Raw genomic sequence first — 12,768 nt, 5'->3', positions numbered from 1 at the left:
CCCCCTCCGCCCTCAGGGCAGAGGGGGCTTTTCAGGCCGCGGCACAGGCCGCCAGCCGGGCGGGGCCATTTCGAAGCCGGCGAAATCGAAGGCGGGGGCCACGGTGCAGCCGACCAGGGTCCAGCGGCCCAGGCTTTCGGCCGTCTGCCAGGCGAGCGTGGGCACCACGACCTGGGGCCGCTGGTGCTGGGCGAGGTCCGGCCCCAGATGGAACCCCTGGAGGTCATGGCCGTTGGGCGAGATGGTCAGGGCCAGGGGGGCGCCGGCATACCAGTGCCAGATCTCGACCGCGTCGACCCGGTGCCAGGCCGACAACTCGCCGGCCTCGAGCAGGTAGTAGATCGCGGTCGAGGCGCCGCGCCCGGCGATCGGCCCGGGCCGGGTGTCGCGAAAGGTTTCGCGGAAATGGCCGCCTTCGGGATGCGGCTTCAGGTCCAGGAGGCGGATCACCTCGGCGGCGCTCTCGGCCTCGATCATGTCGGGTCGTAGGGCGCCGTGGCGGCGTAGGCGGGGCGGGCCGAGGCCTGGGCGAACCAGGCGGCCAGCCTGGGCCGGCCCTGGCGCCAATCCTCGTGCGAGAAGCGGAAATCGAGGTAGCCCAGCGCCGCCAGCAGGGTGATCTGGCCGACATCGAGCACCTCGCCAAAGCCCGCTGCCTCGGCTTCCAGGGCATCGAGGCCGCGGATGATCGCCGCGCGCTGGCGCTCGACCCACGCCGGCGAGCGTTCGCCCTCGGGCCGCCGGCTTTCCAGCAGGCGCGAGACGGCCGCGTCGAGAATGCCGTCGGCCAGGGCCTGGAGACGCAGCACCGACCAGCGTTCCTTGCCCTTCAGCGGGATCCGGCGCGCGCCGTCGTGGTGGTGGTCGAGGTAATCGAGGATGACCGGGCTGTCGAACAGCACGGTGCCGTCCTTGGTGATCAGGGCCGGCACCTTGCCCAGCGGGTTGACCGTGCCGATGTCGGTCTCGGGCACCCAGACATTGGTCGGGACCAGTTCGATTCCGGCGGCGAGGCCGGTTTCATGGGCGAAGATCAGGACCTTGCGGACATAGGGCGAGGTCGGCGAGAAACGCAACTTCATGGGATCGGTCACCTGAAATTGTCCTTGGCCTTGCGCGCGGCGGCGAAGACCGTGACCGGATCGGCCCGGGCAGGCCCATGGCCTTGGCGAATTCCGGCACGTCTGCGCGCAGGAACGGGTTGGTCGCCAGTTCCACCGCGATGGTGGTGGGCACCGTCGGCTCGCCCAGGCGGCGGGTGGCGCGGACGCTGGCCTCGCGCACCCGCAGGGCCGGGTTCTCGAAATCGACCGCCAGGGCAAAGCGGATGTTCGACTCGGTGTATTCGTGGGCGCAGTAGACCCGGGTCGTGCCCGGCAGATGGGCCAGCTTGGACAGGGAGTTCCACATCTGTGCCGGCGTGCCTTCGAACAGGCGGCCGCAGCCGGCGGCGAACAGGGTATCGCCGACGAACACCGTCTCGGCATCCTCGAACCAATAGGCGATATGGCCGGCGGTATGCCCCGGCGTGTCGAACACCTGGGCCACGCGCTGGCCCAGCGCGACCTTGTCGCCTTCGCCGACCGCCCGGTCGAGGCCGGGGATCTTGTCGGCCTCGCCCCGCGGCCCGACGATGGTCAGGCCGTAGCGTGCCTTCAGCTCCAGATTGCCGCCGACATGATCGGGGTGATGATGGGTGTTCAGGATCATGGCCGGGCGCCAGCCCAGCCGGTCCAGCGCCGCGGCCACGGGGCCGGGATCGGCGGGATCGACGATGGCGGTCTGGCCGCTGTCGCGATCACGCACCAGGGGGACGTAGTTGTCCGTGAAGCACGGCACCAGATGAACGTCGATCAGGCTCATGGGTTCAGTATAGGCAATCCCGGCCGGATCGGCCACGATGCCGGCGGATGAGTTGGAACAAAATGCGGCTGGACGTTCTCGAATTTCGGCATTTCTACGACAGTGCGCTGGGTGCGGTCACGCGCCGCCTGATCCGGCGGCGCCTGCGCGAGATGTGGCCCAACCTGCGCGGCATGACCGTGCTGGGCCTGGGCTATGCCACACCCTATCTGCGGCCGTTTCGTGACGAAGGGACAAGGGTCATCGCCCTGATGCCGGGACAGCAGGGCGTCACCCGCTGGCCGCGCCGCGGCCCGGCCGCCGTGGCCCTGTCCGAGGATACCGAACTGCCCCTGGCCGACGGTTCGATCGACCGCATCATCCTGGTCCATGAACTGGAGATGACCACCGAATTGCGGCCGCTGCTGCGCGAGATCTGGCGGGTGCTGGCGCCCGACGGCCGGATCCTGGCGGTGGTGCCCAACCGCCGCGGCATCTGGGCGAGGCGGGAGGCGACGCCGTTCGGCGCCGGCCGGCCGTTTTCCGCGACCCAGATCGACCTGACCCTGCGCGGGGCGATGTTCGAGACCCTGCGCGTGGTGCCCGCCCTCTACCTGCCGCCCACCCGCTACCGCTTCCTGATCAAGATGGCACCCTTCTGGGAGCGGCTGGGCCACCGCCTGTGGCCCGGCTTCTCGGGCCTGCTCGTGGTCGAGGCGGCCAAGAGCCTCTACGCCCTGACCCCGCCGGGCGAGCGCGTCACCGGCCGGGTGAAGGTGCTGGTCCCCGCCGTGGGTGCCCCGCGTAACGGCGTTCACGCGGCCACGGCCGACTAGCGGCGGCCGATTTACAAGGCGCCGAAAATCGGCTGCTATCGGGACGGTTTGGTTAATCGGCGGTCGACCTGGACAAGCCGTAATCGCGGGGCGCCCTGCGCCCTGTTTGCCCATAGGTGTGTACGATGAACCGCCGGATCAGCCGATATGTCGTTCTCGGGCTCCTGTTCGTCGGGGTCGCCATCGTCTTCTGGTTCGCTGTCCAGCCCCCGCCGTTGATCGTCCAGGGCGAGGTCGAGGCGACCCGTGTCGACCTCGCCCCGCGGGTCGCCGGCCGGGTGAAGACGCTCAACGTCGACGTCGGCGACATGACCAAGGCCGGCGATGTCGTGATCGAGCTGGAAAGCCCGCAGTTACAGGCCAGCCTGGCCGCGGCCCAGGCCGCGCTGCTGGTCGCCCAGGCGGACCGCAACCGCATCTACAGCACGCGGGTGGAGGTCATCGACGCGCGCAAGGCTGAGTTGGAGAAGGCGCAGGCCGACGTGGTGCTGGCCCAGCAGAGCTACGGCCGGCAGAAGCAGCTTGCCGAATCCGGCAACGCGCCCCAGCAGCGCCTGGACGAGGCCGCCAACAGCCTGCAGGCAGCCCTGAAGGCCAAGGAGGCGGCGCAGGCGAACCTGACCCTGGCCGAGGAGGGCAGCAGCGAGGAGGAGAAGGCGCTGGCCGATGCGCGGGTCAAGCAGGCCGATGCCGCCTATGGCCAGACGCGCACCGATGTCGACGAACTGGTGATCCATGCCCCGGTGGCGGGCGAAGTCACCACCCGCGTCGCCGAACGCGGCGTCCTGTTCAGCCCCGGCGCGCCGCTGCTGTCCATCGTCGACCTTTCCGACGTGTGGCTGACCTTCAACCTGCGCGAAGATCTGCTGGCGGGCCTGAAGGTCGGCGATACTTTCGACGTCCAATTGCCGGCCCTGTCCAATCGAACCGTGACCGTCCGGGTGACCGCGATCAATGCCCAGGGCCAGTATGCCAACTGGCGCGCGACCAAGGCGACCGGCGACTTCGACCTGCGAACGTTCGAGGTCCGCGCCAAGCCGGTTGCCCCGGTCGACGGCCTGCGCCCGGGTATGAGCGGCATCGTGCCCTGGAAACGGCACTGACCGCGATGGCACGCCCCCGGCCCCAGCCCGGCCTTCTTCTGGTGGTCCAGCGTGAACTGCGCTGGATCCGGCACCGGCCGGTCATCACCTTCCTGGCCCTGGTCTTTCCCCTGCTGGTGTGCGGCCTGCTGGCCGGGATCTTCAATAGCGGCCTGCCCACGGACCTGCCGGTCGCGGTGGTGGACAAGGACCGTTCCGATCTTTCGCGCCAGGTCATCCGCATGGTCGATGCCACGCCTGATGTTGCGGTGGCCTATGCGGTCGAGGATCTGGCGGCAGGCCGCCGCCTGATCCTCGAAGGCACGGCCTATGCCGTGGTCATGCTGCCCGCGAACCTCGAGCGGGACGTCAAGGCCGGCCGCCGGCCCGACGTCGCCGTGTTCTACAACAACCAGTTCATGACCATCGGCAGCATCGTGTCGCGCGCCATCGGCAGTGCCGTGGCAACCGCCGCCACGGGCGTCGGGGTGGCGGCAAGAACCAGCCGCGGGCAGGGCGCCGATGCGGCGCTGGCCTCGCTGATCCCCATACCGGTGCAGCAGAGCCCGCTGTTCAACCCGACGCTCAACTACGTCTTCTTCCTGCTGGCGGCCCAGATCCCGACGGTGATGCAGATCTTCATCTGCGTCGTCTCGGCCTATTCGATCGGGCTGGACCGCCGCGGGGTGATCGGCCTGCGCCTGCTCTCGAAGCTGGGCGGCGGGATCGGGCCGGCGATCGTGGGCAAAATGCTGCCCTACACCTTCGCCTTCATGGCGACGCTGGGGATCGCGGACAGCATCCTGTTCGGCTGGCTGGGCGCCCCGTTCCGGGGCCATTGGCCGCTGCTGCTCGCCGCCAACCTGCTGTTCGTCCTCGCCTACCAGCTCGTGGGCGCCCTGTTTGCCCTGGTCGGGCGCGACCTCGTGCAGTCGCTCAACATCGCCGGCCTGTTTACCGCGCCCGCCTTCGGCTTTGTCGGGATCAGCTTTCCCCGGCTGGCCATGGGCTGGTTCGCCCAGGCCTGGGGCGCCATCCTGCCACTGACCTGGTACATGCAGATCCGCATCGACCAGACCCTGCGGGGTGCCCCCGTCGAAGCCTCGCTGCGCCCGCTGGCCTACCTCGCCCTGTGTGTCGCCGTCGCGGCGCTCCTGGTGGTCCTGCGCGTCGCCAAGCTGCGCCGGGACCGCCTGCGCGCCGGCCAATTGGTCCTGGAGGCGGCGACATGACAGCCCTGTGGCAGGCCTTCCGGGCCGAATTCCGACGCCTGCGGGGCAATCCCATTGCCATGGCGGCCATGGTGGGGGCGGTCGTCCTCTATGGCGTCTTCTACCCGCAGCCCTACCTGAACGAGGCGATCAAGAATGTGCCGGTGATCGTCGTCGACCAGGACAACAGCGCGAGCAGCCGGGAGTTGATCCGGCGCATCGACGCGGGCGAGGGGGCCGTCGTCGCGGCCACCGCAAACGACCTGCCGGCCGCGCGGGAAGCCTTCTTCGCAAGGCGGGTCTACGCCATCGTCGTGGTGCCCCCGTATTTCGAGCGCGACCTGCTGGCCGGGCGGCAGTCGCCGATCGCGGCCTTCGGCGACGGCGGCTATTTCCTGATCTACCGGCAGGCGATGGCGGCGGTCAGCGGCGCGGCCCAATCGCTCGGTGTCCAGGTCGAGACGCGCCGGCTGGTGGCGGCCGGGACCGACCCGGCGGCGGCCAGGGCCCTGGTCGATCCGATGCCGACCACGCTGGTGCCCCTGTTCAACCCGCAGGGCGGCTATGCCAGCTATATCGTGCCGGCCGCCTTCGTCATGCTGCTGCAGCAAACACTCCTGATGGGCATCGGCGCCCTGCGCGGCGGCACCCGCGGCCCAGCCCCGCCGGAAGATGCTGCGGCCGGCCCGGTCGGCGGCGTCTTCGGCCCGGCGCTGTGCTACGTGACGATCTTCACCGTGTGGATGATGCTCTATCTGGTCTTGCTGGCCTATGTGTACCATCTGCCGCGGCTGGGCGCGCTCGGCGACATGCTGGGGCTTGGCCTGCCGTTCCTGCTGGCCACCAGCTTCCTGGGCCTCACCCTGGCCTATCTGATGCCGAGCCGGGAGAGCGTCGTCCTGCTGCTGGTCGGGCTGGGGATGCCCTTGCTCTTCATCTCAGGGATTTCCTGGCCGACGGAGGCCATTCCGGCGGGCCTCGAGATGATCGGCCGCCTGATCCCCAGTTCCTCGGCCATCCCCGCCCTGGTGCGGGTCAATCAGATGGGCGCGACGCTCGCGCAGGTGCGCCACGAATGGCTTACCCTGCTGGCCCTGGCGCTGCTTTACGGGACGACGGCGGTCCTGGCGCACCGGTGGCGCACGGGGCGGATCAGGTCGACGATCCGCCCCGTGGCCGGGACACCTTAGAACAGGTTGCGGAACAGCCAGAACAGCGAGCCCGACAGGACGATCGAGACCGGCAGGGTGAGCAGCCAGGCCATCAGCATGTTGCGCACGGTGGCCATCTGCAGGCCCGAGCCGTTGGCCGCCATGGTGCCGGCGACGCCCGACGACAGCACATGGGTGGTCGAGACCGGCAGGCCGTAGACATCGGCGGCGCCAATGGTGGCCATGGCCACCAGCTCGGCCGAGCCGCCCTGGGCGTAGGTCAGGTGATCCTTGCCGATCTTCTCGCCCACCGTGACCACGATGCGCTTCCAGCCGACCATGGTACCCAGGCCCAGCGCGATGGCGACGGCGACCTTCACCCAGTCGGGGATGAACTTGGTCGCGTCGTCGAGCTCGCCCTTATAGGTCTTCAGCACCTTGATCTCGTCGGCGGTGAAGGCCGGCGTGCCCGCCTTCAGCATCAGGCGAAGCGACTCCGACAGCAGGTACATGTCGTTGCGGACGTTGCCGACCTGGGCCGCCGGGATCGCCGCGATCGAGCCGTAGGTGGTGATGTCCTTGGACACCGACTGGGCCAGGGCCTTCACCCCGGCCGGGGTCTCGGCCGCCAGGGTGTGGCTGCGCACGAATTCCTGCACCTGGGCCCGGCCGTTCTCGGCCGGGGCGGCCGCACCTTGCGGGATGTAGTGGTCCATGACCGTGGAGACCTGGGCCGTGACGCTGGCGAAGGCCGCGATCTCGGATTCGGGCACCGCGCGGTTCAGGGCATAGGCCGTGGGCACCGTGCCGATCAGGATCAGCATGATCAGGCCCATGCCCTTCTGCCCGTCGTTGGAGCCGTGGGCGAAGGAGACGCCGGTGCAGGTCAGCACCAGCAGGCCGCGGATCCACAAGGGCGGCGGGTTCTTGCCCTCCGGCGCCTTGTAGAGGGCGGGCTGGCGGATCAGCGCCTTGGCCGCCAGCAGCAGCAGGGCCGCGGCGGCGAAGCCGACCAGGGGCGAGAGCAGCAGGCTATAGCCGATTTCCGTGGCCTTGCCCCAGTCGACGCCACTGGTCGCGGTGCCGGCGGGGGCCAGCAACTGGTTCATCAGGCCGACGCCGATGATCGAGCCGATCAGCGTGTGCGAGCTCGACGAGGGCAGGCCGAAATACCAGGTGCCCAGGTTCCAGATGATCGCCGCGATCAGCAGGGCGAAGACCATGGCGAAGCCGGCGGAGGAGCCGACCTGCAGGATCAGCTCGACCGGGAGGAGCGAGATGATGCCGAAGGCGACCAGGCCGCTGGAGGTCAAGACGCCCAGGAAGTTCCACAGCCCCGACCAGGCGACCGCGATGGTGGGCGGTAGCGAGTGGGTATAGATCACGGTGGCGACCGCGTTGGCGGTGTCGTGGAAGCCGTTGACGAATTCGAAGCCCAGCGCGATCAGCAGGGCGACGCCCAGCAGGATGAAGGGCAGCCACGAGGTGGTCTGCTCGACCTCGAGGTCGCCGACCAGTTGGCTGCCGGCATAGCCCATGCCGACGATCAGCAGGAGGATGAAGATAAGCGAGCCGAAGGCGCCGGGGCTGCTGCCGCCATGATGCCGATCGAAGACCGATTGCTGTGCCATGACGTTCTCCCCAAGCTACAACGATGGGTAGAGGCTACATCCCTGCTGTGAAAGATTTTTGATCGCGGCGTGGCAGCGCTGCAAAAAACTTACCGTTCAGCGACCGGTGGTCAGCAGGAAAACCGCCTGCTCGCCGAAGATATTGGCGATCGTGCCGGTGCCGCCGACGCCGCGTGCCCGGCCGCTGCGGTCGACCGCCAGGCCGCGCTCGATGGTGATGCCGAGTTCGCGGGCCAGGTCGACGAAGTCGCGGATGGTGCATAGGTGGATGTTGGGCGTGGCATACCAGGGTTCCGCCAGGCACGAGGTCATGGGCATGGTACCGCGCAGCAACAAGTGCGCCCGCACCCGCCAATAGGCGAAATTGGGGAACGAGACGATGGCGTGGCGGCCGATGCGCAGCAACTCGGTCACCACGGCGCGCGGGTTGCGCGTGGCCTGCAAGGTCTGGCTCAGGATCACGAAATCGAAGGCGTCGGTGGGATAGTCGACGAGGTCGGTATCGGCGTCGCCCTGCACGGCCGAGAGGCCGCGGGCGACGCAGGCATTCACGCCCGCCTGGGACAGTTCCACACCCCGGCCGTCGACGCCCTTGTGCTCGCCCAGCCAGGCCAGCAGGTCGCCGTCGCCGCAGCCGACGTCCAGCACCTTGGCGCCGGGCGCGACCATCTCGGCGATGGCGCGCAGGTCGACGCGGATGGCGTCGACATTGGGCCGAACGGGTTCACTCATGGCATGGTCTTCTGGCGGGCGGCCCAGGCCGAGGAGATGAAGCCGGTCAGGGTGCGGTTGAATTCCGGCTCGTCCAGCAGGAAGGCGTCGTGGCCCTTGTCGGTCTCGATCTCGACGAAGGAGACGTTGGCGGCGACGGCGTTCAGGGCATGCACGATCTTGCGGTTCTCAGGCGTCGGGAACAGCCAGTCGGAGGTGAAGGAGACGACGCAGAAGCGGGTCTTCGTGCCCTTGAAGGCGGCGGACAGCACCCCGTCATGGGGCTGCGCCAGGTCGAAATAATCCATCGCCCGGGTGATGTAGAGGTAGGAATTGGCATCGAAGCGCTCGACGAAGCTCGAGCCCTGGTAGCGCAGGTAGGATTCGACCTGGAAATCCGCGTCGAAGGAAAAGCCCAGGCGGTCGCGCGCCTGAAGCCTGCGGCCGAACTTGCGGTGCAGGGCCGGTTCCGACAGATAGGTGATGTGGGCGGCCATGCGCGCCACGGCCAGGCCTGCGCGCGGCCGCGTGCCCTGGTCGAGGTAGCGGCCCTCGCGCCATTCCGGATCGGCCATGATCGCCTGGCGGCCGACCTCGTGGAAGGCGATGTTCTGGGCCGAATGGCGCGCCGCGGTGGCGATGGGCACGGCCGCGAACACCCGCTGCGGGTAGGCGGCGGCCCATTGCAGGACCTGCATCCCGCCCATCGAGCCGCCGATGACGCAGAACAGGCTGTCGATCCCCAGATGGTCGATCAGCATGGCCTGGGCCCGCACCATGTCTGCGATGGTGATGACCGGGAAATCCAGGCCGAAGGGCTTGCAGCTATTGGGATTGAGGTCCTTGGGCCCGGTCGTGCCCATGCAGCCGCCCAGGACATTGGCGCAGATGACGAAGAATCGGTCGGTGTCGACCGCCTGGCCCGGCCCGATCAGGCCGGTCCACCAGCCCGGCTTGCCGGTGACGGGGTTGATCGAGGCGACATACTGGTCCCCGGTCAACGCATGGCAGACCAGCACCGCGTTCGATTTTGTTGCATTGAGCGTGCCGTAAGTCTCGTAGGCGACGGTCAGGGGCCCTAGCAGGGCGCCCGAATCCAGTTGCAACGGCGCGTCGAGGCCCAGCAAGGCGCGCTTGCTGTGACCCCCCTCCGGGGCGGTGTCGAGGGCGGGGGAGGGCGCCGACGGCAGTTGATCGGGCGTGTTGACGACGGTCATCTTTTCTCCGCCCCATCGGTTATGGGCGGGCATGGCCCAAGTCAATGTTTTCTTTGCGTTCCTGGTTTCATCCGTCTAAAAACGGTTCGCTTCGGGCAACCCGTCCGGGCTTCGACAGTCCCATAAAATGAGCGAGCAGAAGAACGACCTCGACGACCTGCGGCGCGAGATCGACGAGATCGACGACCGCCTCCAGGATCTCCTGATCCTGCGCACCGACGTGGTGCAGCGGATCGCCGCGTTCAAGCGCGGCGCCGGCGGCGGGGCCATGCGCCCCGAGCGCGAGGCCAATATCCTGCGCCGCCTGATCGGCCGCCACCGCGGGCCCTTCCCGGCGGTCGTGGTCGGGCGGATCTGGCGCGAGATCATCGCCGCCCTGACCCATACCCAGGCCCCCTTTGCCGTGGCCCTGCATTCGCTGCACCGCCCGCTCGATCATTTCGACCTGGCCCGCAACCATTTCGGTGCCAGCCGGATCGACATCTACGACACACCGGGCCAGGCCCTGCGTGCCATCGCCGAGGGCGCGGGCCAGGTGGTGGGCGTGCTGCCCCTGCCGGCGGGCGACGACGAAGTGTGGTGGCCGCTGCTGGCGGCGACCGACGCGGCGCGGCCGCGCATCGTCGCGCGCCTGCCCTTCGCGCGCGATGCCCAGGCCCCGGTCGAAGGCGTGGTGGTCGCGCCGTTCGAGCCCGGCGCCAGCGGCGACGATGCCGCCTACCTCATCATCGTGACCGGGGACGGCACCGAAATCAGCCGCGGCCGCCTCACTGATCGCCTGGCCGCCGCCGGCCTGATCGGCCAGTGCATCGACAGCCGCCAGCGCGGCGGCGATGTCCTGCACCTGTTCGAGATCGACGGCGCGCTCGAAGATCACGACCCGCGCCTCAAGACCCTGCTTGCCAATCACGGCGAGGAAATCTTGCAGGCCATCGTCGCCGGCGGCTATGCCCGTCCGATCGAGGTCCGCCACTACTGATGCCCCGCCACTGAGCCTAGATCTAGACAAAGCCTTCAGGACAGGCGCCATGCCCCTTATCGCCAATACCCCCGTTCCTCGCCCCGGCATTCTCGAGATCGCGCCCTATGTCGGCGGCCGCTCGAAGAGCGAACCGGGCCAGCGGGTGATCAAGCTGTCGTCCAACGAATCGGGCATCGGCCCCAGCCCCAAGGCGATGGAAGCCTATGCGGCGGCGGCCCAGGCCCTGCACCGCTACCCGGACGGCGGCGCCGGCGAACTGCGCCAGGCCATCGCCCGGCGCTTCGACGTGCCCGCCGACCGGATCGTCTGCGGCGCCGGCTCCGACGAGATCATCTATCTCCTGACCAAGGCCTATGCCGGGCCGGGCGACGAGGTGCTGTTTTCCGAGCATGGCTTCCTGGTCTACGCCATCTCGGCCCATGCGGTGGGGGCGACGCCGGTGAAGGCGCCCGAGACCGAGCTGAAGGCCGATGTCGACGCCCTGCTGGCGGCGGTGACGCCGGCGACGAAACTCGTCTACCTCGCCAATCCCAACAACCCGACCGGGACCTATCTGGCCCAGGCGGAGGTGGCGCGCCTGCATGCCGGGCTGCCCGCCCATGTCGTGCTGGTGCTGGACGCGGCCTATGCCGAATTCGTCGGCGCGGAAGATTACGAGGCCGGCTTCAAGCTGGTCGCGGCGGCGCAGAACGTCGTCATGATGCGCACCTTCTCCAAGCTCTATGGCCTCGCCGCCTTGCGCCTGGGCTGGGCCTATTGCCCGGCCGGCATCGCCGACGTGCTCAACCGCCTGCGAGGGCCCTTCAACGTCTCGACCGCGGCCCAGGTGGCCGGCGTCGCGGCCCTGGGCGACGAGGCCTTTCTCGAGGAAGCGCGGCGTCACAACGATGCCTGGCGCGCCTGGCTCACCGGCCGGCTGACCCAGCTTGGCCTGAAAGTGACGCCGAGCGTTGCCAACTTCCTGCTGGTGCGCTTCCCCGACGAGCCGGGCCGTACCGCGGCCGATGCCGACAATTACCTCACGGGGCGCGGCATCCTGCTGCGCCGGGTCGAGGCCTACGGCCTGCCGCAATACCTGCGCATCTCGGTCGGCCGGGGCGACGAGTGCGAAGCGGCGGCGGCGGCGATCGCCGATTTCCTGCGAGGCGATCATGGCTGAGGAGACGCCGCTGTTTGCCCGTGTGGCGCTGATCGGCATGGGCCTGATCGGCTCGTCCATGGCGCTGGCGATGCGCCGGGCCGGCCTGGCCGGCGAGATCGTCGGCGCGGCACGCTCGGCGGCGACGCGCGACACCGCCCTGCGCCTGAGGCTGGCCGATGCCATGTTCGCCGAGGCGGCGGAAGCGGCGCGCGGCGCCGACCTCGTCGTGCTGGCCACGCCGATCGGCGCCTTCGGCGCGATTGCGGCCGAAATCGGCGAGGTGCTGGAAGCCGGCGCCATCGTCACCGATGTCGGCTCGGTCAAGGGCATGGTGCTGCGCGATGTGGCGCCGCACCTGCCGCTCAACGTCCATCTCGTGCCCGGCCATCCGGTGGCGGGCACCGAGCATTCGGGGCCGGAGGCCGGCTTTGCCGAATTGTTCGAGAACCGCTGGTGCATCCTCACCCCGCCCGACGATGCCGAGGCCGCGGCGGTCGACAAGGTCGCCGAACTGTGGCGGCGGATGGGCGCCAAGGTCGAGATCATGCCCGCCCAGCACCACGACCTGGTGCTGGCGATCACCAGCCATGTCCCGCACCTGATCGCCTACAACATCGTGGGCACCGCCTCGGACCTCGAGACGGTGACCCAGTCGGAGGTGATCAAGTTCTCGGCCGGCGGCTTCCGCGACTTCACGCGTATCGCGGCGAGCGACCCCACCATGTGGCGCGACGTGTTCCTCAACAACAAGGAAGCGGTCCTGGAAATGCTGGGCCGCTTCGTCGAGGACCTGACCGCCCTGCAGCGCGCCATCCGCTGGGGCGAGGGCGAGACCCTGTTCGACCTCTTCACCCACACCCGCGCGATCCGCCGCTCGATCGTCGAAGCCGGCCAGGAAACCGCCGTCGCCGACTTCGGCCGCCGCCAGCCCGCGCAGGGCGAGTAGCGTCGGCTCCAGGCGGGC

13 protein-coding genes are annotated in these 12,768 nt (G+C 69.0%); 7 read left to right on the top strand and 6 right to left on the bottom strand.

All coding sequences use genetic code 11. The features are described 5' to 3' along the window. Positions 1 to 12: 12 nt before the first annotated feature. Genes D3874_RS21075 through gloB form a run of 3 tightly spaced genes read right to left on the bottom strand, consistent with a single transcriptional unit; the run spans position 13 to position 1,863 of the window. The gene (locus D3874_RS21075; RefSeq protein WP_119780491.1) at positions 13 to 477 is read right to left on the bottom strand and encodes a cupin domain-containing protein; all 465 of its coding nucleotides are present in this window, start codon (positions 475 to 477) and stop codon (positions 13 to 15) included. Then, on the bottom strand, positions 474 to 1,082 hold the full coding sequence (locus D3874_RS21070; protein WP_119782422.1) for a glutathione S-transferase N-terminal domain-containing protein: 609 nt from the start codon (positions 1,080 to 1,082) through the stop codon (positions 474 to 476). Before D3874_RS21070 ends, D3874_RS21075 begins: the two co-directional genes overlap by 4 nt. Beyond that, a complete protein-coding gene (gene gloB / locus D3874_RS21065; protein WP_456306429.1) occupies positions 1,021 to 1,863 on the bottom strand; it encodes a hydroxyacylglutathione hydrolase in 843 nt (280 codons plus the stop codon). The genes D3874_RS21070 and gloB overlap by 62 nt, the downstream gene beginning before the upstream one ends. 47 nt (positions 1,864 to 1,910) lie before the next feature. Here gloB and D3874_RS21060 point away from each other — a divergent pair, with 47 nt between their 5' ends. From D3874_RS21060 to D3874_RS21045, 4 genes are all read left to right on the top strand, one after another. Continuing rightward, entirely contained in the window at positions 1,911 to 2,678 is a 768-nt protein-coding gene (locus tag D3874_RS21060; RefSeq protein ID WP_199699182.1) for a class I SAM-dependent methyltransferase, read from the top strand. A gap of 125 nt (positions 2,679 to 2,803) precedes the next feature. Beyond that, entirely contained in the window at positions 2,804 to 3,781 is a 978-nt protein-coding gene (locus D3874_RS21055; RefSeq protein WP_119780485.1) for an HlyD family secretion protein, read from the top strand. Between the two features lie 5 nt (positions 3,782 to 3,786). Beyond that, positions 3,787 to 4,992, top strand: a complete 1,206-nt coding sequence (locus D3874_RS21050) for an ABC transporter permease (RefSeq protein WP_119780482.1) — start codon at positions 3,787 to 3,789, stop codon at positions 4,990 to 4,992. Continuing rightward, the gene (locus D3874_RS21045; protein ID WP_119780479.1) at positions 4,989 to 6,161 is read left to right on the top strand and encodes an ABC transporter permease; all 1,173 of its coding nucleotides are present in this window, start codon (positions 4,989 to 4,991) and stop codon (positions 6,159 to 6,161) included. Before D3874_RS21050 ends, D3874_RS21045 begins: the two co-directional genes overlap by 4 nt. Here D3874_RS21045 and D3874_RS21040 read toward each other — a convergent pair. The 3 genes from D3874_RS21040 to metX all read right to left on the bottom strand — a co-directional run bounded on the left by D3874_RS21040 (position 6,158) and on the right by metX (position 9,681). After that, positions 6,158 to 7,753 (bottom strand): inorganic phosphate transporter, encoded by a 1,596-nt coding sequence (locus tag D3874_RS21040; protein WP_119780476.1) that lies wholly within the window; start codon positions 7,751 to 7,753, stop codon positions 6,158 to 6,160. The two genes, D3874_RS21045 and D3874_RS21040, sit on opposite strands and share 4 nt — an antisense overlap. A gap of 96 nt (positions 7,754 to 7,849) precedes the next feature. After that, the gene (gene metW / locus D3874_RS21035; protein ID WP_456306452.1) at positions 7,850 to 8,452 is read right to left on the bottom strand and encodes a methionine biosynthesis protein MetW; all 603 of its coding nucleotides are present in this window, start codon (positions 8,450 to 8,452) and stop codon (positions 7,850 to 7,852) included. A 29-nt stretch (positions 8,453 to 8,481) separates the two neighbouring features. Then, positions 8,482 to 9,681 carry a homoserine O-acetyltransferase MetX gene (gene metX, locus D3874_RS21030; RefSeq protein ID WP_119780467.1) on the bottom strand — a complete coding sequence of 400 codons (1,200 nt, stop codon included), beginning with the start codon at positions 9,679 to 9,681 and terminating at the stop codon, positions 8,482 to 8,484. A 127-nt stretch (positions 9,682 to 9,808) separates the two neighbouring features. Between metX and D3874_RS21025 the strand changes: the two genes are divergently transcribed. Genes D3874_RS21025 through D3874_RS21015 form a run of 3 tightly spaced genes read left to right on the top strand, consistent with a single transcriptional unit; the run spans position 9,809 to position 12,750 of the window. Next, entirely contained in the window at positions 9,809 to 10,660 is an 852-nt protein-coding gene (locus tag D3874_RS21025) for a chorismate mutase (RefSeq protein ID WP_119780464.1), read from the top strand. 58 nt (positions 10,661 to 10,718) lie between these two features. After that, positions 10,719 to 11,822, top strand: coding sequence for a histidinol-phosphate transaminase (hisC, locus tag D3874_RS21020; protein WP_456306451.1), 1,104 nt, complete (start codon positions 10,719 to 10,721; stop codon positions 11,820 to 11,822). Beyond that, positions 11,815 to 12,750: a prephenate/arogenate dehydrogenase family protein gene (locus D3874_RS21015; RefSeq protein ID WP_199699181.1), complete on the top strand. Its 936-nt coding sequence runs from the start codon at positions 11,815 to 11,817 to the stop codon at positions 12,748 to 12,750. Before hisC ends, D3874_RS21015 begins: the two co-directional genes overlap by 8 nt. Positions 12,751 to 12,768: the final 18 nt, after the last annotated feature.

The organism is Oleomonas cavernae (assembly GCF_003590945.1).
In the GTDB taxonomy this organism is placed as follows: domain Bacteria; phylum Pseudomonadota; class Alphaproteobacteria; order Zavarziniales; family Zavarziniaceae; genus Zavarzinia; species Zavarzinia cavernae.
The sequence above is the reverse complement of the archived record's forward strand: the minus strand, read 5'-3'. Positions and strand labels throughout refer to the sequence as shown.